The sequence below is a fragment of the Oribacterium sp. HCP3S3_B9 genome (assembly GCF_052064255.1).
Taxonomy (GTDB): Bacteria; Bacillota; Clostridia; order Lachnospirales; family Lachnospiraceae; genus Oribacterium.
Genome location: NZ_JBQHVY010000002.1, coordinates 15,044 through 38,823, shown reverse-complemented (window position 1 = coordinate 38,823; position 23,780 = coordinate 15,044). Strand labels below are relative to the sequence as shown.

Annotated in this window: 20 protein-coding genes and 3 pseudogenes; 20 read left to right on the top strand and 3 right to left on the bottom strand. The window is 51.8% G+C overall.

The window, feature by feature from the left end; translation table 11 throughout:
• The first annotated feature begins 69 nt into the window (after positions 1 to 69).
• The 5 genes and pseudogenes from ACTNC3_RS01575 to ACTNC3_RS01555 form a co-directional block, all read left to right on the top strand.
• Positions 70 to 609: a flavodoxin family protein gene (locus ACTNC3_RS01575; protein ID WP_441226240.1), complete on the top strand. Its 540-nt coding sequence runs from the start codon at positions 70 to 72 to the stop codon at positions 607 to 609.
• 207 nt (positions 610 to 816) lie between these two features.
• Positions 817 to 1,272 (top strand): low molecular weight protein-tyrosine-phosphatase, encoded by a 456-nt coding sequence (locus ACTNC3_RS01570; RefSeq protein ID WP_441226239.1) that lies wholly within the window; start codon positions 817 to 819, stop codon positions 1,270 to 1,272.
• 361 nt (positions 1,273 to 1,633) lie between these two features.
• A complete protein-coding gene (locus ACTNC3_RS01565) occupies positions 1,634 to 3,229 on the top strand; it encodes a sensor domain-containing diguanylate cyclase (protein WP_441226238.1) in 1,596 nt (531 codons plus the stop codon).
• A gap of 97 nt (positions 3,230 to 3,326) precedes the next feature.
• Positions 3,327 to 3,578: pseudogene (locus ACTNC3_RS01560) on the top strand (LysR family transcriptional regulator); the annotation flags it as partial.
• 68 nt (positions 3,579 to 3,646) lie between these two features.
• Positions 3,647 to 3,931: pseudogene (locus ACTNC3_RS01555) on the top strand (flavodoxin); the annotation flags it as partial.
• On the opposite strand, the pseudogene ACTNC3_RS01550 reads toward ACTNC3_RS01555, so the two are convergent.
• Positions 3,901 to 4,155 (bottom strand): annotated as a pseudogene (locus ACTNC3_RS01550) (cupin domain-containing protein); the annotation flags it as partial. The pseudogenes ACTNC3_RS01555 and ACTNC3_RS01550 overlap by 31 nt on opposite strands.
• A gap of 142 nt (positions 4,156 to 4,297) precedes the next feature.
• Here ACTNC3_RS01550 and ACTNC3_RS01545 point away from each other — a divergent pair.
• From ACTNC3_RS01545 to ACTNC3_RS01515, 7 genes are all read left to right on the top strand, one after another.
• Positions 4,298 to 4,636, top strand: coding sequence for a winged helix-turn-helix transcriptional regulator (locus ACTNC3_RS01545; RefSeq protein WP_410043557.1), 339 nt, complete (start codon positions 4,298 to 4,300; stop codon positions 4,634 to 4,636).
• 20 nt (positions 4,637 to 4,656) lie between these two features.
• Positions 4,657 to 5,154 carry a methylated-DNA--[protein]-cysteine S-methyltransferase gene (locus ACTNC3_RS01540; protein WP_441226237.1) on the top strand — a complete coding sequence of 166 codons (498 nt, stop codon included), beginning with the start codon at positions 4,657 to 4,659 and terminating at the stop codon, positions 5,152 to 5,154.
• Positions 5,155 to 5,876: 722 nt separating this feature from the next.
• Positions 5,877 to 6,161 (top strand): arsenate reductase/protein-tyrosine-phosphatase family protein, encoded by a 285-nt coding sequence (locus tag ACTNC3_RS01535; protein ID WP_441226236.1) that lies wholly within the window; start codon positions 5,877 to 5,879, stop codon positions 6,159 to 6,161.
• Positions 6,162 to 6,164: 3 nt separating this feature from the next.
• Positions 6,165 to 6,578, top strand: a complete 414-nt coding sequence (locus ACTNC3_RS01530) for an EamA family transporter (RefSeq protein ID WP_441226235.1) — start codon at positions 6,165 to 6,167, stop codon at positions 6,576 to 6,578.
• A 58-nt stretch (positions 6,579 to 6,636) separates the two neighbouring features.
• On the top strand, positions 6,637 to 6,960 hold the full coding sequence (locus ACTNC3_RS01525; protein ID WP_441226234.1) for an LPS biosynthesis protein: 324 nt from the start codon (positions 6,637 to 6,639) through the stop codon (positions 6,958 to 6,960).
• 238 nt (positions 6,961 to 7,198) lie between these two features.
• On the top strand, positions 7,199 to 7,846 hold the full coding sequence (locus ACTNC3_RS01520; protein ID WP_441226233.1) for a hypothetical protein: 648 nt from the start codon (positions 7,199 to 7,201) through the stop codon (positions 7,844 to 7,846).
• Positions 7,847 to 8,188: 342 nt separating this feature from the next.
• A complete protein-coding gene (locus tag ACTNC3_RS01515) occupies positions 8,189 to 9,544 on the top strand; it encodes a hypothetical protein (RefSeq protein WP_441226232.1) in 1,356 nt (451 codons plus the stop codon).
• Between the two features lie 152 nt (positions 9,545 to 9,696).
• Here ACTNC3_RS01515 and ACTNC3_RS01510 read toward each other — a convergent pair whose 3' ends face one another.
• The gene (locus ACTNC3_RS01510) at positions 9,697 to 10,329 is read right to left on the bottom strand and encodes a uracil-xanthine permease family protein (RefSeq protein WP_441226374.1); all 633 of its coding nucleotides are present in this window, start codon (positions 10,327 to 10,329) and stop codon (positions 9,697 to 9,699) included.
• Positions 10,232 to 10,873, bottom strand: a complete 642-nt coding sequence (locus tag ACTNC3_RS01505) for a xanthine phosphoribosyltransferase (protein WP_441226231.1) — start codon at positions 10,871 to 10,873, stop codon at positions 10,232 to 10,234. The genes ACTNC3_RS01510 and ACTNC3_RS01505 overlap by 98 nt, the downstream gene beginning before the upstream one ends.
• A 215-nt stretch (positions 10,874 to 11,088) precedes the next feature.
• On the opposite strand from ACTNC3_RS01505, the gene ACTNC3_RS01500 reads away from it, so the two are divergent.
• The 8 genes from ACTNC3_RS01500 (at position 11,089) to smc (ending at position 23,573) form a co-directional block, all read left to right on the top strand.
• Entirely contained in the window at positions 11,089 to 12,456 is a 1,368-nt protein-coding gene (locus ACTNC3_RS01500) for an NAD(P)/FAD-dependent oxidoreductase (RefSeq protein ID WP_441226230.1), read from the top strand.
• A gap of 217 nt (positions 12,457 to 12,673) precedes the next feature.
• A complete protein-coding gene (locus tag ACTNC3_RS01495) occupies positions 12,674 to 14,044 on the top strand; it encodes a sodium-dependent transporter (protein ID WP_441226229.1) in 1,371 nt (456 codons plus the stop codon).
• Positions 14,045 to 14,245: 201 nt separating this feature from the next.
• Positions 14,246 to 16,336: an elongation factor G gene (locus ACTNC3_RS01490; RefSeq protein ID WP_441226228.1), complete on the top strand. Its 2,091-nt coding sequence runs from the start codon at positions 14,246 to 14,248 to the stop codon at positions 16,334 to 16,336.
• Positions 16,337 to 16,583: 247 nt separating this feature from the next.
• Positions 16,584 to 17,714 (top strand): GGDEF domain-containing protein, encoded by a 1,131-nt coding sequence (locus tag ACTNC3_RS01485; RefSeq protein WP_410043566.1) that lies wholly within the window; start codon positions 16,584 to 16,586, stop codon positions 17,712 to 17,714.
• 201 nt (positions 17,715 to 17,915) lie between these two features.
• On the top strand, positions 17,916 to 18,953 hold the full coding sequence (plsX, locus tag ACTNC3_RS01480) for a phosphate acyltransferase PlsX (RefSeq protein WP_441226227.1): 1,038 nt from the start codon (positions 17,916 to 17,918) through the stop codon (positions 18,951 to 18,953).
• 97 nt (positions 18,954 to 19,050) lie between these two features.
• Positions 19,051 to 19,287: an acyl carrier protein gene (acpP, locus tag ACTNC3_RS01475; RefSeq protein ID WP_410043568.1), complete on the top strand. Its 237-nt coding sequence runs from the start codon at positions 19,051 to 19,053 to the stop codon at positions 19,285 to 19,287.
• A gap of 313 nt (positions 19,288 to 19,600) precedes the next feature.
• The gene (rnc, locus tag ACTNC3_RS01470; RefSeq protein WP_441226226.1) at positions 19,601 to 20,308 is read left to right on the top strand and encodes a ribonuclease III; all 708 of its coding nucleotides are present in this window, start codon (positions 19,601 to 19,603) and stop codon (positions 20,306 to 20,308) included.
• Positions 20,289 to 23,573, top strand: a complete 3,285-nt coding sequence (gene smc / locus ACTNC3_RS01465; RefSeq protein WP_441226225.1) for a chromosome segregation protein SMC — start codon at positions 20,289 to 20,291, stop codon at positions 23,571 to 23,573. Before rnc ends, smc begins: the two co-directional genes overlap by 20 nt.
• The last annotated feature ends 207 nt before the right edge of the window (positions 23,574 to 23,780 follow it).

Here is a 23,780-nt window from a genome sequence, read left to right as displayed (position 1 = left end):
ACCCTATAAACCAGCGTCAGGTGCTATCATGAGCATAACGAAAAAATAGAATGTAAGGAGTCTAGTACAATGAAGAAAAAAGTATTGATCATTTCCTCGAGTCCGCGTAAGGGCGGCAACTCTGAAACGCTTGCGGCGTCCTTTGCGAGAGGCGCGCAGGAGGCCGGGCACCTGGTAGAGACAGTGTATCTGCGGGAAAAGCAGATTGGTTTCTGCAAGGGCTGCTTTGCCTGCCTCAAGCTCGGTCGCTGCGTAATCAATGATGATGCCGTGGACATCGTCGCCAGAATGCACGATGCCGATGTGCTGGTGTTCGCAACACCTGTCTACTATTACTGCGTGAGCGGTCAGCTGAAGACCATACTGGACCGCGCCAATCCGCTGTATGATACCGATTATACATTCAGAAAAGCCTACCTGCTCGCAACTGCAGCAGAGGACGCAGCGGAGACCTTCGAGGGCACCGAGAAGGCTGTCCAGGGCTGGGTCGACTGCTTCCCACGCTGCACACTGGCCGGCACGGTGTTCGCTGGCGGCGTAAACGAAGTCGGCGATATCACCGGTCGCCCAGCATTGGAGCAGGCGTACCAGATGGGCCGGGAGATCTGACACCTGGTCGTTCCCGCCGTGTAACTTGAACAGGAGTTGTTCTAAAATCTGATACATTTGATCACACAGCATAGAGCTTTGGCTCTATGCTGTTATCGGCGATTTGACTGCTAATTCCAGAGAAGAATTGCCGGAATATGTAGAACGTAGTTATCACGAAGCTTAAAGTACAACGTCCCTGAGAAATAATTAAGGATGATTAAAAATATGATGAAAGTATTATTCGTTTGCCACGGCAACATCTGTCGCAGTGTTTCTGCGCAGTACATTTTTCAGGATCTGGTGAACCGGCGGGGGCTGGCATCGGAGTTTGTGATCGATTCAGCGGCGACGTCGACGGAGGAGATCGGGAATGCGATTTATCCGCCGATGAAGGCGGCGCTGGAGCGGAGGGGTGTGCCGGTCGGCACGCATCGGGCGCGGCAGCTGAAGCGCTCGGATTACGAGGCGTATGATCTTCTGATCGGGATGGATGAGGAGAATATGTTCTATATGAAGCGCATCCTCGGGGAGGATCCGGAGGGGAAGATTCATTATCTTATGGAGTACTCCGGTCGCCCGGACGAGATCATCGACGATCCGTGGTACACGCGGAAGTTCGATGCGTGCGCAGCGCAGATAGCAGAGGGGTGTGACGGACTGCTGGCTAAGACATTGGCCTGATGCTAGATGATGTGTAAGACAGAAGAACTGGTTGTGGCATTTTGTCCTAGAAAGTAATTTGTGCAATTTTTGCACGAGTTGCCGATAACGAAAAAACGACGAACAACAGAAGCCTGCCAGAATCACTCCAGCAGGCTTGATACTTATGACAGTTTACGGAGTTGACAGAAATAAACTTAGAACTTATTCTAATGTCCGAAAATGACATTGCTGAATTTAAGAAAAATGTACAGTGTGCATTTTAAAAAGGATTTGAAGATGTGTTTGGTAAATGTGAAGAAACGATTCTTCCAGAAAAGGACATAGACCAATCCTTAAATGGTAAAGCGGTAATTGAACAGAGTTTGAAGAGAAAAAACGTATGAATCAAATTGTTTCGTTGTTTATGTTTAGTCGTTGTGATTATGAGAAAGTAAAACAGGATGTATGGGAAGAAAACTGGAAAGCCATGCGGCTGTATTCTGTTGTGGCGCTTGTTGCCTTTGGAGTCATAACGCTGGTGAGTGTGTTTTCTCTGAGTATCGGAAAATATGAATGGGTGTATCTGGTCTATACGTTCCTTTCTTTGGTCTATTTTTGCATTTCTCGTTGTCAAATTAGAAGCTTCTTGGGGAAAAAACTGGTTGTATACAGCTTTTTTGCCGCGCTGCTGCTGTTCGGCATTATTACGGGAACGCTGATTGCACCGGAGGAGCTCACTGTTAACTACATTGTGTTCATACTGGCAGCGCCGCTGCTGTTTACCGCCAGAACGGCGGTCATGAACGGGCTGATTCTGAGCAGTATGCTGCTCTATATCGGACTTGCTTTCTTTGCGCAGCACACCCCAATTCTATCCAAAAACCTAGTGAATGTTATTCTGTACGGGGTGCTGAGTATGCTTCTGACTGCCACGATGATGCGAAGCAAGCTCCAGAAAATCCTGTACCATAAGGAAAAGGAAATGTTGGAAGTCAGCAAGCGCGAATCGCAGGAACGAATCCTGAATTACGAGAGATTCCTCACGGACATGGTTCGGTATGCCGCTTCAGAAGAAAATCCGGACAAAGTACTGAATCAACTGGTGGAGTATATCGGACAGCGTATGACCGCCGATCGAGCGTACATCTTTGAACAGAATGACCGCGGAACGTTTGACAACACCTACGAGTGGTGCAAAGCGGGCGTATCCAAAGAAAAAGATAACTTGCAGGATGTGCCGTATGAAGGCATCATTGAAGCGTGGTTTGCACAATATCAAGAATCCAACAATGTCATCATCCATGACATTGAAGAATGCAAAAAAACAAGCGAAGCCATCTATGAACGGCTGAAACCTCAGGGTGTCAATACCCTTGTGACAGGGCCAATCAAAATCAACGGCAAGATGGTCGGATTCTACGGTGTGGACAATTCTCCCGAAGAGAAATTGCATGAGATCTCGAATCTGATAGATATGATCGAGTTTATGATCTCTTTTATGATAAGACTGCGCGATAATGCAGATGCACTGGAGCACAGTGCATTATATGACCAGCTCACAGATTGTAAAAACAGAAAAGCTCTGGATTGGGCGTACACAGAAAAGCTGGAGAAGTACTTTCCCCTGGCGATTGTCATGTGCGACATAAATGGCCTAAAGGAAATAAATGACCAAAAGGGACATGACGCCGGTGATAAATTCATTGTGCAGACCGCACAGACGCTGAAATCTGTGTTCGGAAAGCGTCATGTGTATCGGTTTGGCGGAGATGAGTTCATTGCGGTTCTGCCAAACATCACATATCCGGCGTTTCAGAAACTACTGGAAACGGCAAAAAGCCAACTGGGTGCTACCGCGTCCCTCGGTACGACGATAAGCGGTACAAAGGACACGGATTTTGAGTCGCTTCTGAAAGCCGCAGATGCGGAAATGTATGAAAACAAGAAGCAATACTACATCGTGACAGGAAAAGATCGGAGAAAGCACAGCTTGTGAGAGGGAAAGTCTTGTTTTGATGCTTTATCGCCTTGGTTCACATTCTGAGCTGTTTAAGAGAAATACGTACAAATTGGAAGTTGTGGGAATAAAAAATATGGAATTAAGACTATTGCGCTATTTTCTGACGGTGGCAAAAGAACAGAGCTTTACAAAAGCAGCAGAACAATTGCATATTACCCAGCCAACGCTATCCAGACAAATGGCGGCATTTGAAGAGGAGCTTGGAGTAATATTATTTATTCGAAGCGGGAAGAAAATTTCGCTTACTGAAGAGGGGATTTTATTAAAAAGGCGTGCCAATATAAGCATTAGACATAATAAAAATATCAGGTATAAAATAGATGTATAAGAGAGATTCAAATCTTATACATCTATTTTTATACGAAAAATTCGCAAAGAAAGGGGATTTTTATTATGAGTAAAAATTTAGTCGCATTTTTCAGTGCAAGCGGGACAACAAAAAAAGTAGCAGCAATGATTGCAGAGGAAGCAAAAGCGGATTTATTTGAGATTGAGCCAAAAGTTCCATATACAAGGGCTGATCTTGACTGGATGAATAAAAAATCCCGCAGCAGTGTGGAAATGAGTGATAAGAAATACAGACCGGAGATTATGAAGAAAAAGATGGATATGAGTTCTTATGACGAGATCTTTCTGGGATTCCCAATCTGGCGCTTTGCAGCAGGTGCGATTTTCAGCCAGTCTCCCGTTGAAAGACTGATTTCTTCTCCATCAATTATGGCTTTGCCGTTACCTGAAAGAATTCCATAGATTTCTTCATTTTCTTTATGAGAATGAACGAATGGGACACTTGCTCCTGCAGGTAGTTCGTTTAAACTGATTTCTGCACCAGTTAAAGACAGCTTTTCATGCAGCTCAATTCGATTTTCCTTTCCAATCGTTGTTTTTGTGTAATTTGCCATAATAATGCCTCCATAGCGAATTTGTAGTTTCTGATTGCCAGGTATTGGTATGGTGTGAGACACATACAAAAACAAGTACGCACCTTTTTATAACTGCACACTTAAAATTGAATGTGTTACAATAGACGCGGAGGTAAGAATTATGCGAACAAAAGAAGAATTACCAGAATGCCCAGTTGCAACAGCAGTATCTCTCATCGGAGGAAAATGGAAACTGCTGATTTTGCGTAACTTGAAAGATCGTCCATGGAGATTCAATGAGCTACAACGAAGTCTAGATGGTATTTCACAAAAGGTTTTGACAGATAGTTTAAGACAAATGATGAGTGATGGACTGGCATATCGCCACGATTACCATGAACAGCCACCGAGAGTTGAATACGGTTTAACAGAACTCGGAACAAAAATGCTTCCAATTATTAATTCACTTGCTGACTTTGGTAACTACTATAAATCAATTATTGAACAGAATTTGGCATAGCTTGTGAGGTGACAGTTAAAATGACATCTATTCAATACTATGATTCGCCGTTGGGGCGCATACGAATGGAGGCAGATGAGGTCGGTCTGACAGGACTATGGTTTGAAGGCTCAAAATACGATCGGATACCGAATGAATACTTAGAGCAGGAGACGGAGATTCTGTTGGAAGGGAAGCGATGGCTGGATCAATACTTCTGTGGGCAGAAACCGGATTTCCTACCGCCATTACATCCGAAGGGATCCGCGTTCCAGATGACGGTCTGGGATATACTTCTGAAGATTCCATATGGTGAGACGATAAGCTACGGCGAGATCGCACATAAAATAGCTGAGAAGCGAGGGATTTCCAGGATGTCAGCGCAGGCCGTCGGCGGAGCAGTCGGACATAATCCCATCGCGATCATCATTCCATGTCATCGGGTCGTGGGCGCAGATGGCAGCTTGACGGGGTATGCCGGCGGGCTTGATAAAAAAATCAAACTGCTGGAACTGGAGCATACTGCCTCTGTATTGTGAGATGATGAACATTCCATGGTGTGCATGGAATTGACAAGAAGAATCAACAGTACAAATTGGAATTTATGGAGGTGTTTAGAATGAAACAGAAAGTACCTATGATATGCAACATTGTGAGTCTCATTCTGTTGATTGTATTTGTTATTAAGAGCATCGTTGATTATACTCAATACTCAACATCGCTAAACTCTGCGCCTTTTTATTTGTGGGTGTTAGTAAATGCTTTGTTTTTGGTAATTCCTGCAATTATTGTGTTCGTTATTGGTTTCGTTGTAAAGAAGAAACAGTAAACAATTTTCAGCTTGTCTCTGCCACGCTGATGAAAGCGTCTGGAAGTCAAGTGGAAGTTCATCTATTCCTATGGTATATTGAACGAGGTGCTTCTGAATCGAATACGGTGAAATATGGAGCACAGAGCATTTTCTACCCTGTGCTTCTTTTTATAAAGACCTATCGTTAAAAATGCAACCCCCTAGAGAAATTTTGCACCCCCTAGGGTAAAAAACGGGAAGTCTACCTTATAACGATAGAAAATGCGAAAAATGCGCGGTATTCCTGCACCCCCCTTGGAGACTACGATTTGACTACTATCGACTTCCGCATTTTGCTCGTTTACGCCCTTTTATGCGGTTTCTGTAAAAGAACGCAGATGTCGAGCAAATGCAGACGCTGCGCATAAAGCGCCAAAATACGTCGTTTTAAGGCATAGAAGGAGAAAAATAATGAGACATCGCATACTTTTCGTGTGCCACGGCAACATCTGTCGCAGCGTTTCTGCACAGTACATTTTTCAGGATATGGTGAACCGGCGGGGGCTTGCCGGAGAGTTCGTGATCGATTCGGCGGCGACGTCGATGGAGGAGATCGGGAATGCGATTTATCCGCCGATGAAGGCGGCGCTGGAGCGGAGGGGTGTGACGGACTGCTGGCGGAGACATTGGCCGAAGGTGTATGATAGGGGCATACGCTTTCAGAAAGCGCAAAGGAATGACTTGAATGGAGGCTAGGTTATGTGGGTTGTTTTCGCGTTACTGTCTGCGGTGTTTGCGGCGCTGACATCGATTCTTGCGAAGATCGGGATCGAAGGTGTGAATTCGAATCTTGCGACGGCGATTCGGACGATGGTGGTTCTCGCGATGGCATGGGGAATGGTGTTTCTGACGCATGCGCAGAGTGGGATCGGATCGATCAGTCGGAAGAGCTGGCTGTTTCTGATTCTGTCCGGACTCGCGACCGGTGCGTCGTGGCTCTGTTACTATCGTGCGCTGCAGGTCGGAGAGGCCTCAAAGGTGGTGCCGATCGATAAGCTGAGCGTGGTCATCACCCTCGTGCTGGCATTTTTGCTGCTGCATGAAGAGGTATCCGTGAAGGATGTTGTAGGCTGTGTACTGATCGGGGCAGGTACGCTGATGATGGTACTATGAGATAACTTGGAATTTATCAAAAAATGAGGAATAGTTGAAATGGAGGCGCTATAATAACATGAAGATTGAAGGGAACCAGAAAGAACTGGATGCAATGGTAGAATTTCATAAGGGAAACCGTGTCGAGGGGCTGAGACTGCAAGAAGAATTTGCAGCGGAATTTCGTAAGGAGTATAGAGACAAAGATCACTGTCCTTGCCTGAAAGCCTGTCGTTACCACGGAAACTGTAAGGAATGTGTAGCAATCCACAGAGCCCATCAGGAACATGTTCCAAATTGTATGCGACCATTGATTAATAAAAAGTTGAAATTGATGTCAGAATTGACAGAGCATACCCTGGCAAATGAAATAGAAGCTCCACATGAGATTTTAAGAAAATAGGCAAGTCAGATTCCAGCTTGTCTCTGCAATGCTGATGAAACACGCTGATGAAAGCAGATATGATCGAAAATGCGCTGGGGATAACAGACGCAGATCGCGAAGGGATGTGACGGACTGCTGGTGAAGACATCAGCATAAAAGCCTTGAGCTCAGATGGTAAAATCAAGAGAAAAAAGCTGATACCATGTTATAATAAATGCAGGTAGGAATTCAGACTTTGCAGAACAGGAGGCAGCATATGAAGAAACTGGTGATTGCAGCGGGCGGAATCGTGATCGTCATCGTAGCAGCTTTCTTCCTGTACCGTCATTTTGTTATAAACAGCATTATGGATGGACCATTCATGGAAAATATAACCCCGGATGAAAGCGAGGCGGAGCATGAGTCAGCAAGAGAACCAGAGGCAGCGTCAGCACAGAAGCCAGCGCCAGCGTCAGCGCGGGAGCCGAAGCAGGCGATGACGCTGGCGCTTTCAAAAACAGCAGCTCTGGTGGAGCTTTCCTGGCATCAGAGTGCGATGAATCATGACGAGTGTTTCGATTTCTGTTTGAAGACCACGGAGGAGAATCCGGAGCAGCCGTATCTCTACTGCTCCTATACAGATCCGGAGACGCGTGAGCGCATCGAGCTCGGAGATGAGATGTTCATCTACAAGCTGGAGCGCTGCCCGCGTATCCCTCATGAGCGCTGGCAGGAGCTGGCGAACTATCTGCGAAAAGCAGAACTCGCTCCATATCAGTCACCGAACCCGGAGCTTCTCGACGGCACCGACAGTAAGCTGGAGCTCACCTGGTCTGCAGACGGACAGCAGCTCACGGAAAGCTTCGATGGCAGATCTGCCGACGGCCTCCTCGAACTGCTGCAGGACATCACGAAAGGGGTCTGACCCCATTAAATATTTCTAAACAAAATCTAAAATTCAAGTTTATGGGGTCAGACCCCCTTACAAAATTCTTAAGAAAAGAAGTGCGGAGATCCGTTTCCGGCACTTCTTTTTCGTATCTTAAAAATCTGTAAAACGAGGTGAAATTTCTTAAGAAACTATGGTGAAACTGTAAGATGTGCGATATTGATATTAAGAATTTTCTTCTGTAATATGGATGATAAAAGAAGATATTTCTATCTATCATGTTCGCAATTGCAGGTTCGATGCGAAGCCGACACGCAGCAAGCCCTCTCGCTTACTTATGCCGACTGCCTTTGCACTCTATGATGAAAGGAGCATCCTATGAAGCACCGTACATTTAAACTTTTCGCTTCGGCTGTTGTTTTCGCGGCATTGACCTCATTCACCGCACTGGCAGCTACGGCGATCAACTCCGTGAATTTCACCTTTACGATCGACGGCGACACGAACATCGCGGATGGATACAACGAACCGACGATCGACATCAGCTCCCAGTATGGCTATGAGGTGTACGACTGCACCGTATCCGCCAGCGACACTTCCCTCGCTTCAGGTAAGAACCCGGTGAGCTATACATTGACCCTCACCGCAGACCGGGGCTACTACTTCCCGAACGCGAACAGCATCCAGGTGACCGGAAACGGCATCACGGAAATCACGAAGAAAACGACGAGCGGCTGGGACGACAGTGAACTGACCATCAAGTTCAAGGCCTATCCGTATGTCCGTCTCGCGGCACCGTCCTTCGAAACAGATTTTGACAGTGTGAAGGGCAGCAAATCGAAGACCCAGTCCAGCGGGCGGGACACCTCTGTAAGCATTAACAAAAACGGCGCTTCGAAGATCGAGTTCGTGGTGAGCTACGTCGATCAGGACGGCGAGTACCGGACGAAGGGCGGCAGCGTCACCGGCTCCACGATCCAGGTCAGCAGCTACAACAAGCAGTACACCGGCAGTAACAAGTATAAGCAGTCCGCCTATATCCGCGGCATCGCGATCCGGGCGGCGGATGCGAAGAGCTCGAACCCGCACCTCGCGCCGAGTAAATGGGTTTACATCTCCAGCGGCATCACCGGTATCGACACCGACGAGTACTTCACCGACTATGCGACCTGGTACGATGTACTCGCACGCAGCGGCGGCTCCGGCAGCACCACCTCCCCGTCGACCGGTGGAAGCGTAGGCAGCAACGGCTGGCAGGTGATCAACAACTACTGGTACTACTTTAGTAACGGTCGCATGATGACCGGCTGGGTTTACGACGGCAGCAACTGGTACTACTGCAATCCGCAGAGCGGCGCGATGATGGCAGGCTGGATCCAGGATCCGACGGGGCACTGGTTCCTTCTGAATCAGGCACATGACGGCAGCTACGGACGCCTCCTGTCCGGCTGGCAGCAGGATGGCGGTCGCTGGTTCTACCTGAATCCGAACCACGACGGTACCTTCGGCGCCCTTCAGACGGGCTGGCTCAATGTAAACGGCCAGTGGTACTATCTCAATCCGAATCATGATGGCAGCTATGGGGCCGTGATGACCGGATGGCTGAACCTGAGCGGTGCGTACTACTACCTCGACCCGAACAGCGGTAACCCGCGCGGTGTGATGACGACCGGCACGAAGTACATCGACGGACGCGTCCGCGTCTTCGGATCGAACGGCGTACTGATCCGTTGAGATCAACATAGAACGGTTTATAAGAAAAGAGGGATGCGTCGCATCCCTCTTTTTTTCTTCGTCATGGGGTCTGACCCCATTAAATTTTTATAAACAAAATCTAAAGTTTCAGTTTATGGGGTCAGACCCCATAAACTGCCGGTGGATATAGATTACTCCTGTACCGCTTCCATGTTGGCCGGGAGGATCAGGTTCAGAATGATCGCCACGACGAAGACGACCGCGACGCAGTTCTGCGCGAAGACGGTCTGGATGATATCCGGGAAGATCGCGAAGAGGTCCTGGCACTGGGTGAAGCCGAGTCCGATACTGAGCGACAGGGCCGCGATGACGGTGTTCCGCTGTGAGAAGCCGCACTTACTGATCATCTGAAGGCCGCTGACGACGATGGTGCCGAACATCATGATGGTGCAGCCACCGAGTACAGCATCCGGAAGGGTCGCGAGAAGCGCACCGAACATCGGGAAGATCCCGGCGAGAATCATGATCACAGCGCCGGTCGCGATGGTGAAACGGTTGACGACCTTCGTCATCGCGACGAGTCCGACGTTCTGGCTGAACGAGGTGATCGGCAGGCAGCCGAAGAGCGAGGACAGCGAGCTGATGAAGCCGTCGCAGCAGATGGAGCCGGAGGTTTCCTTTTCCATCGCATCACAACCAAGGCCAGACGCTGCCAGCGCTGAAGTATCACCGATGGTCTCTGTCGCGGACACCAGGAAGATCAGGATGGTCGAAAAGATCGCATCCGCACGGAACTCCATATGGAACGGCATCAGCTGCGGGATCGCGATGATCGAGGTGCCCGCAAGAGAAGAGAAGTCGACCGTGCTCTGCGTCCATGCTCTCGACGATGGCGAGCGACTCGAGCTGATATCCGAGGTTACGGATGATCCGTCCGCCCTGCTGGAAGCCCTTCTCAACCGCGATGCCGATGCCCTCGACCGTGCCGCCGGCCTGTGCGACGATGGACAGGAGGCCCTGCAGCGCACACCCGTTTGCGAGGAAATCGTCGATGATCAGGACATGATCCTCTGGGCTCAGGAACTTCTTCGATACGATCACCTGGTTCTTACGCTTATGGGTGAAGGACTCCACCTCTGCGGCATAGACATCGCCATCGATATTGAGGCTCTGGGACTTCTTCGCGAACACCACCGGTACATGAAAGTGGTTCGCTACGATGCAGGCAATGCCGATGCCGGAAGCTTCGATGGTGAGAATCTTATTGATCGGCTTCCCTTCGAAACGGCGTTTCGAAAGTTGACAGACTGTGCTATACTTATAAAGGTATAGTCTGCAAAACGGGCAGACGTTTCTACCAGGCGCCAAACAGCTTGACTACCATCACGATAGTCAGCTTTTTTTATGCCATTTCACACGCATGCAGAGCGTCTCGAGGGGGCTTCACGCCTCCGTAAAGAAGTGATGAATCCGAACGAAACCGCTCGCAAACAGCAGCGATACGTCTCGCGTCCGTAACGAAGCGCAGGCGGTAGTCTGAAAACCGGCATATATGAATGATTTTTATTTTTGGAGGTAATCCTATGAGTATGTATGATGTCTTAATTATCGGTGCGGGCCCGGGTGGTATTTTCACTGCCTACGAGCTGATCGAGCGCCGTCCTGATCTGAAGATCGCGATTTTCGAGCACGGTCACGAGCTCAGCCATCGTAAGTGCCCGATCGATGGTGAAAAGATCAAATCCTGTATTCACTGTAACTGCTGCTCGATCATGAGCGGTTTCGGTGGTGCCGGTGCTTTCTCGGATGGAAAGTACAACATCACGAACGATTTCGGCGGCACGCTCTACGAGTATATCGGAAAGAAAACTGCCATCGAGCTGATGGAGTATGTCGACAAGATCAACCTCAAGTTCGGCGGCGAGGGTACGAAGCTCTACTCGACAGCCGGCACGAAGTTTAAGAAGACCTGCATGCAGCATGGTCTCCATCTCCTCGATGCCTCCGTACGTCATCTCGGCACCGACATCAACTATGTCGTGCTCGAGCATCTCTACGATCACCTGAAGGATAAGGTCGATTTCTACTTCGACTGCTGCATCGACACCGTCGAGAAGACCGAAGAGGGCTATAAGATCTACAGTGGTGAGCGCTCCTTCGAAGGAAAGAAGTGCGTGATTTCAGCTGGTCGAAGCGGCAGTAAGTGGATGGAGAAGGTCTGTGCGGACCTCGAGATCCCGACGAACTCGAACCGTGTGGACCTCGGCGTACGTGTCGAGCTGCCGGCCGAGATCTTCTCAGACCTCACCGACGAGCTCTACGAGAGTAAGATCGTCTACCGTACCGAGAAGTACGAGGATAACGTCCGTACCTTCTGTATGAATCCGAAGGGTGCCGTGGTCAATGAAAACACCAACGGGATCGTCACCGTAAACGGCCACAGCTATGAGGATCCCGCGAAGCAAACGAAGAATACGAACTTCGCCCTGCTCGTGGCGAAGCACTTCTCCGAGCCATTCAAGGATTCGAACGAATATGGTGAGAGTATCGCGCGTCTCAGCAACATGCTCGGCGGCGGTGTGATCGTGCAGCGCTTCGGCGATCTTATCCGTGGTAAGCGCAGTACCGAGCAGCGTATCCGGGAATCCTTCACGGTTCCGACGCTGAATGCTGCTGCCGGTGACCTGAGCCTCGTGCTTCCGAAGCGTATCCTCGACGGCATCATCGAGATGATCTACGCCCTCGATAAGGTCGCACCAGGTACTGCAAATGACGACACCCTGCTTTATGGTGTCGAGGTCAAGTTCTACAACATGGAGGTCGAGGTCGACGAGAACCTCATGACCCGTCACGACGGACTCTACGTCATCGGGGACGGCAGTGGTATCACCCACTCCCTGTCGCACGCCTCCGCCAGTGGCGTATATGTCGCACGTCAGCTGACGAAATAAAGAGAGCACCGGACCGGCAACTGTAGTTCTTTGCTGCAGTTGCCGGTCTTTTTACGCAACCATCTCGAATATAACAGTTCAGGCAGGGGTCCTTGCCTGAACTGCTGTGTTTAAGCTATAGAAGACAAAAGTAAATTTCATGCAAAGCCTTGTTTATAACTTCTCTTTATGTTAATGTTTGACTTTAGTGCTTTAAATTAAAGGGAGACATGTGATTATGAATCAGCATAAAAAGAGAAGCTCGTTCTCCGGCAAGATCGGTTTCGTTCTGTCGGCAGCAGGCGCTTCGGTAGGACTTGGTAATATCTGGCGATTCCCATACCTCGCGGCGAAGTATGGTGGAGGTATCTTCCTGATCGTCTACATTTTTCTCGCGATGACCTTCGGTTATACGATGATCATCGCTGAGACCGCACTCGGTCGTATGACGAAGAAGAGCCCGGTCGGTGCGTATGACAGCTTCGGAAAGTCGAAGTGGCTTTCCCTCGGTGGCTGGATCAATGCGATCATTCCGATCCTCATCGTGCCATATTACTCTGTCATCGGCGGCTGGGTCATCAAGTACCTCGCCGAGTACCTCGGCGGGCAGACACAGCTCGTCGCGCAGGACGGTTATTTCGGCGAGTTTATTTCCAACGGGCTTTCACCGGAAATCTGCTTCATCGTCTTTTCCGTCGTCGTCATCGCCATCATCTATGCCGGTGTACAGAACGGAATCGAACGTGTTTCGAAGTTTATGATGCCGATTCTCGTCGTGCTGTCCGTGATCATCGCCGTCTATTCCGTGACGAGACCAGGTGCCTTCGAGGGCGTGAAGTACTTCCTCGTACCAAATGTGAAGAACTTCTCCTGGATGACCGTCGTAACCGCGATGGGCCAGATGTTCTACTCCCTGTCGATCGCCATGGGTATCCTTGTCACCTTCGGCTCCTACATGCGGAAGGAAACCGAAATCGAAGCGGCGACCGAGCAGGTTGAGATCTTCGATACCGCGATCGCCATCATGGCGGGTCTCATGATCATCCCGGCGGTCTTTGCCTTCAGCGGCGGAGATGCCGCGACCCTTCAGGCGGGTCCGTCTCTCATGTTCATCACGATCCCGAAGGTCTTCGCAAGTATGGGCTTCGGAACCCTGACCGGTGTGATGTTCTTCGTGCTGGTGCTCTTCGCAGCCCTCACTAGCTCCATCGCGCTGACCGAGAGTGCGGTTTCGACCTTCGAGGATGAGTTCAAGTGGAGCCGTAAGAAGTCGACGACCATCATCGGCCTCATCATCGTATCCCTCGGCACCCTGTCCGCCCTCGGCTACGGTCCACTCGCAGAGGTCACCATCATCGGCATGCAGTTCCTGGATTTCTTCGATTTCCTCACGAACACCGTCATGATGCCGATCGCCGCGATCGCCACCTGCCTGCTCGTCTCAAGAGTGATCGGTGTAGAGAAGATCGAAGCGGAGGTCACCGCAGACGGTGCACCGTTCAAGCGGAAGAAGATCTTCGCTTTCATGATCCGCTTCCTCTGCCCGGTCTTCGCCGCCATCATCCTGATCAGCTCGATCGCAAACGCCTTCGGCTGGATCTCGATGTAAGATTTTACCTCGTAACGATTAAAAAGCTGACGCTTCTGCGCCAGCTTTTTTTGTTCACGGATCCGATTCCGGCCACCTGTCTGAACTCTAATAAACCTCCATCTGATTTGGTATAAAATTCACAAATTTCTTGTATTAGGCTTTAATTTTTAGTAGAATACTAACTAATGAATACTTCGTATGCACAGGAGGGAAAGACTTATGAAGGTATATGACACCGGAAACATACGTAACGTTGTTCTTTTGGGACATGGCGGCGCAGGTAAGACGACCGTAGCAGAGGCTCTGGCCTATGTCACCGGCACCACCACCCGGATGGGAAGCGTCCCTGAGGGCAACACAGTTTCGGATTACGACAAGGAAGAAATCAAGAGAAAGTTTTCGATTTCCGCGACCACCGTTCCGATCGAGTATAAGGGTGAGCACGGAGATCTCAAGATCAATATACTGGACACTCCGGGTTATTTTGATTTCGTGGGCGAGGTGGAGGAAGCGGTTTCTGTAGCGGACGCTGCCATCATCGTGGTGAACTGTAAGGCAGGCATCGAGCCTGGCACCCTGAGAGCATGGGACATCTGTGAGAAGTTCCGCATCCCACGTCTTTTCTTCGTGACAAACATGGATGACGATCACGCATCCTTCCGTCAGCTGGTACTGAATCTGGAGAAGCAGTTCGGACGTTCCGTCGCACCGTTCCAGATCCCGATCCGCGAAAATGAGAAGTTTGTCGGCCTCGTAAACGTCGTAAAGATGGAGGGCCGTAAGTTCACAAAGCCGAACGAGTATGAGCCTTGTGAGATCCCTGAGTACGTTAAGAAGAACCTCGGTATCGCAAGAAATGCTCTTCTTGAGGCCGTTGCAGAGACCTCCGACGAGTTCATGGAGAAGTACTTCGGTGGTGAGGAGTTCACCGTCGAGGAGATCCAGACCGCACTTCGTCAGAACGTGAAGACCTGCAGCATGGTTCCAGTGCTCATGGGCTCCGGCGTAAACGTACAGGGCTTCAATGTCCTTCTTCAGGTCATCGACAAGTACTTCCCGGCACCGGACGAGTTCGAGACCGTCGGCGTCGATGTATCGAACGGCGAGCGTTTCACCGCGAAGTATAATTCCGATGTAACCCTGACTGCGAAGGTATGGAAGACCATCGTGGATCCGTTCCTCGGAAAGTACTCCCTCATGAAGGTCTGCACCGGTACCCTGAAGCCGAACACTGAGGTCTATAACGTAAATAAGGAAACCACCGAGAAGATCGGTAAGATCTACGTTCTCCGCGGTAAGGAATCCATCGAGGTTCCGGAGCTTAGGTCCGGTGATATCGGTGCCGTTGCGAAGCTCAGCGTCACGGCGACCGGTGATACGATGGCGGTTCGTAATGCGCCGATCATGTATCACGGCCCGCAGTTCTCGACACCATATACCTTTAAGGCATACGCTGCCGAAAACAAGACCGAGGAAGATAAGCTCGCGACCGCACTCGCTCGTATGATGGAGGAGGATAAGACGCTCAAGACCGTTTCTGATCCGGAGAACCGTCAGTCCCTCATCTATGGTATCGGCGATCAGCAGCTCGATGTCGTCGCTTCCGAGATCAAGGAGCGCTACAACGTAACCCTCGTTCTGTCGAAGCCTCGTTTCGCATATCGTGAGACCATCAAGAAGAGCGCGAAGGTACAGGGCAGATATAAGAAGCAGTCCGGCGGACACGGCCAGTTCGGTGATGTCATCATGCAGTTCGAGCCGTCCGGCGACCTCGAGACAGCGTATGTATTCGAGGAGCAGGTATTCGGCGGATCCGTTCCGAAGAACTACTTCCCGGCGGTTGAGAAGGGCGTACAGGAGGGCTGTGAGAAGGGTCCTCTGGCCGGATATCCGGTAGTCGGTGTGAAGGCGACCCTCCTCGATGGTTCCTACCATCCGGTTGATTCCTCCGATATGGCGTTCAAGACGGCTTCGAACATGGCGTTTAAGGATGCCTTCATGAAGTGTCAGCCGATCCTTCTCGAGCCGATCGCGTCCATCAAGGTCACGGTTCCGGATGCCAATACCGGCGATATCATGGGTGATATGACGAAGCGCCGCGGCAGAGTCCTCGGTATGGAGTCGATCGGCCATGGCAAGCAGGTCATCCAGGCGGAGGTTCCGATGTCCAATCTGTACGGCTACGGCACCGACCTTCGTTCCATGACCGGCGGTACCGGCGATTATGAGTACAGCTTCGCTCGCTATGAGCAGGCACCGGGCGACGTTCAGAACCAGATCGTAGAAGAGAACGCAGCACAGGGAAACTAAGCCACTGTCATACGTAGTAAACCATATTCGGGCAATGTCTACATCAGGCATTGCCCGTTTTTTGCCGAATAAACAGGGCACAGCGGGCGGTGATAGACGCTCCTGCAGAAACATTGGCCAAACAACTGCCTGTTTTTTCACGTAAATTTCTGCATTCGAATTGCATTAAAGGCGTCGAAATTTTATACTTTAAGAGCAAAAGTGTCGATTTACTGAATGAAATAAAGAGATTGAGCAGGACAAAACTATGATTTTTGAAGAGATTTTTATGGTGAATGGCACCGCTATCATCATGATGGCGTTTCTGTTGTATTGCCGCCATCGAAACAGAGAGAGCATACATGGGGATGATCGAATCTATGACTGGATGACGCTCATCACGCTGCTGGGGGCCGTGAATGACACCCTCACGTTCCTCGTGGATGGGCAGAGCTTCGTCGGCGCGCGCTTCCTGAACTATCTCACGAACAGCCTTGCGTATATGGGCACGGTCGTTATCGGTTTCCTCTGGTGTCTCTATGTCGACCTGCATATCTATAAGAACCATGCGCGGTATCGGCGGAACCTCCGCTACGTCGCGCTCCCGCTCCTGTTTGAGTTCGGCTGTCTCCTGTATAACCTGTGCGGGAACGGCTTCATGTTTACGATTTCAGCGGACAATATGTACAGCCGCGGCTTCTACTCGATCATCGGTTTTACCTCGGTTTATCTGTATCTGCTCTACAGCATTTACCTCGTATATCACTCGAGGGAAGTGGGCATAAACCTCGATTTCTTCCCGATTTTCTACTTCATAGGACCTTGCGTGCTCGGTATCGTCATTCAGTTCCTGTGCTATGGCATCACGAGCTCCTGGATTTCGGTCGCCATTTCGCTTACCTTCGTGCAGATGCAGGTGTACTCCGAGAATATCTCGACGGACTCGCTGTCGGGACTCTATAACCGACGTTACCTCGACCGTGTGCTCGCAAATAAGGAAAGACTATCGCGTTTATCCGTCTTCGGGATCATGATGGATGTCAATGACTTCAAGCAGATCAACGACCACTACGGTCACAGCATGGGGGACCAGGCGATCCGCGTGATGGGCAATATCCTCTCGAAGGCTCTTCCGGACGGGGGAATTCCGATCCGCTATGCTGGTGATGAGTTCGTGGCGCTGCTGATCTGCGAGGACTCGAACGAGGTCTTCGCGACCATGACGGAAATCAACCGTCGCCTCGATGTCTTCAACCGCTCCGGTGCGGAGCCGTTTAAGATCAGCGTCTCGATGGGTTATGCGAAGCTCGACCCGAGTGACACCGAAACCTTCCTCCGCGAGATGGACGAGCGGATGTATGAGGAGAAGCGACGCTATCATCAGCTGATACATGCGTGATTACGTGATTTCATGCTTTCAGAGCCCCGGAGGGCCTGCCTGAACCTTAAATGCAATTCTTGCAAAAGGACTGTGTTCATATTAGAATAAAATGATGTTTTGATGTTAAATTCGAGATGTTTGCATCCAGAGTCTGAGCGATAGCGATGAATAGCAGCACGAAATTCCGGATACGGCAGTTCTCGAACAAAAAGGAGTATTATGGTCAGAATAGCAATCGACTGTATGGGTGGTGATCAAGCGCCTTCCGCGATCATGGATGGTGCGCTTCGTTCCCTTGCAGCTACGAAAGATACGAAGCTTTTTCTTTTCGGTCCGGAGGGACTTCTGAAGGAGGAGCTTCAGAAGAGTGCGAAGTCAGCCGGGGTGTCGGAGGCGGATCTCGCGGCGCGTGTCGAGATCTGTGATGCGGCGGAGGTGATTTCTCTGCATGAGGCACCGGTGCTTGCAATCCGTCGCAAGAAGGATTCCAGCATCGTGAAGGGTCTTCATTTCGTGAAGGAGGGCCATGCGGATGCCTTCATTTCCGCGGGCTCCAGTGGCGCGATTCTCGCCGGTGGTCAGCTCATCATCGGACGTGCGAAGGGTGTGCCACGTCCACCGTTCGGCGCACTGATTCCGACCAGCAGGGGCGTGACCTTGCTTCTCGACAGTGGTGCCAATGTTGACGCCAAGCCGGAGTGGCTGGTCCAGTACGCGAAGATGGGCTCCATCTATATGAAGGAGGTCTGCGGTATCCAGAACCCGACGGTCGGCCTCGTCAATGTCGGTGCCGAGGAGGAGAAGGGCAATGCCCTCGTGAAGGAGACCATGCCGCTCCTAAAGGAAGTGAAGGACATCAACTTCATCGGTTCCTGCGAGGCACGTGAGATTTCCTTCGGTGCCTGCGACGTCGTCGTATGTGACGCCTTCGTCGGCAACTGTATCCTGAAGATGTATGAGGGCGTCGGTAAGATGCTCCTTGGTGAGATCATGAGTGCCATCAAGTCCACCCCGATCTCACTCATCGGCGGTGCCCTCATTAAGGGCACCCTCAAGGGTACGCTGAAGAAGTTTGATGCGAAGCAGTATGGCGGTGCACCGATCCTCGGTCTCCGTGGCCTCGTCGTAAAGGTGCACGGTAACACCGACGGTCGCGAAATCACACACGCCATCCAGCAGTGCTACGACTTCGTCCACGCCGACGCGGTGCAGAAGATCGCCGCCAGCATCGAAGCCGAGAACGCCCGCGAATCTTAAGAATTTCGTAAGGGGGTCTGACCCCATTAAATTTTTATAAACAAAATCTAAAGTTGAAGTTTATGGGGTCAGACCCCATAAACAGATAGGAGAAACCATGGAATTTGAGAAGCTGAAGCAGATTATCGTGAATGAGGTACCGCGTGTGGATCCTGCGAAGATCACCCCGGAGGCTCGCTTCGTGGATGACCTCGAGATGGACTCCCTCGATGTCGTACAGGTCGTGATGGCCATCGAGGATACCTTCGGTATCCAGGTACCGGATGACGCCACTGAGCACATGAGCACCGTTCAGGATGCGGTCGACGCTATCCGGGAAGCGGTCAATCAGTGATTTCATCATATATCGTCAATCATTAATTTTGAATTCTTGAACTGAAGAAGCAGGAGCTTGGAGGGCACAAGCTTGCGCATTCAAAGAACAGGTTCCAGCGTAGTGTCCGCGTCAGGCATGCAGACTTGCTCTGCATAGACGGACACGGACACTACACTGGGTTCTGTACTTGGAACTAAGGTTTATCACGGGGGTGCCCGTAGGGTGGGGGCCCCCGTGATGCCATAGTGGCGAACGTATTCATAGTTTTGCCATATGCAAAACTACCTTACGCTGTGCCCTCCATGTCATGCTTCTGGAGTAAAGGAGATTTATGGAACAGAATTTAGATGTTTTACAGGATGCGATCGGTTATCGCTTCCGTGATGTGTCTCTTCTGAAGCATGCGTTGACGCATCCTTCGTATAGTAATGAGAGCGGGGAGCCGAAGGAGGCTTCGAATCAGCGTCTTGAGTTTCTCGGAGATGCTGTGCTGGAGCTGGTTTCCAGCGTTTTTCTTTTTAACCGCCGTCCGGTGATTCAGGAGGGTGTCATGACCAAGATTCGTGCCGCACTGGTATGTGAGCCGACGCTCGCAGAGGCAGCCCGAAAGGTGAACCTTGGTGATTACATCATCCTCGGAAAGGGCGAGGCGCGCGAGGGCATCAATCGTCGGGATTCCGTCATTTCCGACGCCTTCGAGTCTGTGATCGGCGCGATGTACCTCGATGGGGGCTTCGCACCGGCGGAGAAGTTCGTGCGTCGTTTCGTGCTCTGCGATATCGAAAACGCAGGGCTCTATCGTGATGCGAAGACGGTGCTTCAGGAGTACGTGTCGCAGAACAAAAAGTCCCTCGAGTACCGTGTCATCGAGGAATCCGGTCCATGTCACGACCGCTACTATCGAGTCGAGGCAGTGATTGATGGAGAGGCCTACGGGATCGGCGAGGGCTCCAGTAAAAAGAAGGGCGAGCAGGGCGCAGCGTACCAGACACTCAAGCGCATAAAGGCGGAAACAGGTTATGTATTTAAAATCTATTGAGATTCAGGGCTTCAAGTCCTTTGCGAACAAGACCGTCCTGGATTTCAGTAAGGGCATCACGGGCATCGTCGGCCCGAACGGCTCCGGAAAGTCGAACATCTCCGACGCGGTGCGCTGGGTACTCGGTGAGCAGAAGGTGAAGCAGCTGCGTGGAAGCTCCATGCAGGATGTCATCTTCGCCGGCACACAGCTCCGCCGCCCGCAGAGCTCGGCCTTCGTGGCGATCACCCTCGATAATTCGGACCGCATCCTGAACATCGATTACGATGAAGTCACGGTTTCCCGTCGCCTCTACCGCTCGGGCGAGTCCGAGTACATGCTGAACGGCACCGAGTGTCGTCTGAAGGACATCAACGAGCTTTTCTACGATACCGGTATCGGTAAGGACGGCTACTCCATCATCGGACAGGGGCAGGTCGACAAAATCCTCTCCGGTAAGCCGGAGGAGCGTCGTGACCTCTTCGATGAGGCCGTCGGTATCGTGAAGTTCAAGCGCCGGAAGGCCCTTGCCGAGAAGAAGCTCAGCGACGAGGAAGCGAACCTCACGCGTGTGACGGACATCCTCACCGAGCTCGAGCGCCAGGTCGGCCCGCTGAAGCGCCAGTCCGAGCAGGCCCGCGAGTACCTTTCGATCCGTGACGAGCTCGTAAACGCCGACGCGAACCTTTTCGTACGCGACATGGAGGACACGCTGAAAGGCCTAGACACGGTAAATGCCAATGCAGACACCGTCGAGCAGGACCTCGCCGCAATCAAGCAGGAGTCCGAGCAGCTGAATGGCAAGTACAACGCGCTCGAGGAGCAGATTCACGCCCTCGATGAGAAGCTTCAGCAGGCGAAGGATACCGTCAGTCAGTCGGATGTCCTGAAAACAAACCTCCAGGGACAGATCGATGTCCTGAACGAGCAGATCAACACCGAAAAGAACAACGCACTGCACTACACGCAGCGAATCAACGCCCTCGGAAAGGACGTGTTCGACCGTATCGCGCAGATCGAGGATAACCGGAGTCTTCTTCGCTGGATCCGTGATCAGATCACCTTCATCCGTGACAACAAGGCGGCGACCGACGAGATGATGGAAAACATCGATCTCGATCTCGAGATGATCGGCTCCACGATGGACGAGACCGAGCTCACCGTGTCGAGCTGCATGGGCCCGGACTTCGAGCTCGAGGAGCGTCCGGTGAAGGAAGCCGAGTCGAGCTCCCCGGTGAAGAACGACCACTTCCTCACGAACATCGAGGACCAGCGGAAGGAGCTCGCCGCACTCGGTCAGCGCCTCGAGGAGGTCAATGCCATCATCGCGAGTGATACCGCGCTGGTGGATCGGCTCGGCACCGAAAATCAGCAGCTGCGTGAGCGGATCGTCGAGAAGAACCGTGAGCTCGATCGTCTCAAGAACCGCCTCGAGACCCTTCGTAACCTCGCGGAGCGCTATGAGGGCTACGGCAATGCGGTCAAGATGGTCATGGACCAGCGTGACCGGAGACGCGGCATCCTCGGCGTCGTAGCAGACCTCATCGAGGTCCCGGCGAAGTACGAGACGGCGATCGAGACGGCCCTCGGCGGCGCGATTCAGAACGTCGTCACCGAGGACGAAGCGACGGCGAAGGACATGGTCCAGTTCCTGAAGCAGCACCGCTACGGACGTGCCACCTTCCTCCCGCTCAGCAACATTCGCGGACGCCGCGATAACAACTGTGAGCAGGCGTCGCATGAGCGCGGCGCCATCGGACTCGCGTGCGACCTCATTGACCTCGACAAAAAGTACATCAGTCTCGCAGAGTTCCTGCTGGGCCGTGTGCTGGTGGTCGACAACATTGACAATGCACTGCAGATCCAGCGGAAGTACCGGCAGAGCCTCCGTATCGTAACGCTCGAGGGCGAGCAGCTGAATCCGGGCGGTTCGATCTCGGGTGGTGCCTTCCGCAACAGCTCGAATCTGATGGGCCGGAAGCGCGAGCTCGACGAGATCGAGGCGCAGATGCTCGAGGGCGAGAAGCAGGCTGCGGAGCTGCGTGCGAAGCTGAGCGAGGGCGAGAACCGTCGTGCGCTCGCGAAGGCGTCCGTGGAGGCGCATCACGAGGAGATCGAGCAGTTGAAGCTCGATCAGAACACGAAGACGATGGCGATCGCGTCCCAGATCAATGTCGAGTACTCGTCCCTGTCGACCCGTACCGACTTCGTGACGGAGACCCTGCACCGCCTGAACGGCGAGCTCGAGGCCCTCACGACCGAGAAGGGTGAGATGGAGGATGCGCAGCAGAACAGCGACCAGGTGCTCGCAGAGAAGGCGGATCGCATCACCGAGCTCCAGGATCTGATTGCCAATGCAGACAACGTGGCGGCAGAGGCCCAGGCGGAGACAGCGCGGGCCACGGAGGAGAAGGAGAAGCTCGTCGCCGAGCGGAAGTCCTTCTTCGGCCGCAAGGATGAGATCTCGCAGCGACTGCTCAATATAGAGAAGGAGTCGATGCGTGTGCAGAATAAGAAGGAGAAGCTCGACGAAAAGATCGACAAGCTCACGAGCTACATGTTCGACGAGTACGGGCTCACCTTCGATGAAGCGAAGAAGCGCTATTCCGAGGAGTATAAGAATACCTCGGAGGTGCGTTCCCTCGTGTCGAAGCTGAAGAATCAGCTGAAGGCGCTCGGTCCGGTGAATGTCGACGCGATCGAGCAGTATAAGGAGGTCAGCGAGCGTTACGAGTTCCTGAATAATCAGTACCTCGACCTCACGGAGTCCGCGAAGTCGCTCGGGAAGGTCATCGAGGAGCTCGACCAGGGCATGCGGAAGCAGTTCAATGAGAACTTCCAGCGCATCCAGGTGGAGTTTGACAAGACCTTCAAGATCCTCTTCGGTGGCGGACAGGGCCGTCTGGAGCTCGACACTTCGGATCCGGATGTGCTGACGACCTCGATTTCGATCATCGCCGAGCCGCCTGGAAAGAAGCTGCAGAACATGATGCAGCTGTCGGGTGGCGAGAAGGCGCTGACGGCGATCGCGCTGCTCTTTGCGATCCAGTGTCTGAAGCCGTCGCCGTTCTGTCTCCTCGACGAGATCGAGGCGGCACTCGACGACTCGAACGTTTCGCGTTTTGCCGAGTACCTGCATAATCTGAACCAGACGCAGTTTATCGTCATCACGCACCGTCGTGGTACCATGGAGAATGCGGATCGCCTGTTCGGAATCACCATGCAGGAGAAGGGTGTGTCGACGCTCGTGTCGGTGGATCTCGTCGCGGATCAGCTCGACGCGTGATTTAACCGGACGGATTCTGGACCACCCCCAGAGAGCACTCACTCAGTTCAAAGTACAGAACGGAGTTTAACCGAACGGAAAATTCGACCGTCATATGGGGCACTCACTCAGTTCAAAGTACAGAACCTTCCGCCTTGTTCGTGCCTGCCATTACAGGCAAGCCTGTATGGCAGGACACGTACAATTCGGAAGAACCTGTTCTTTGAA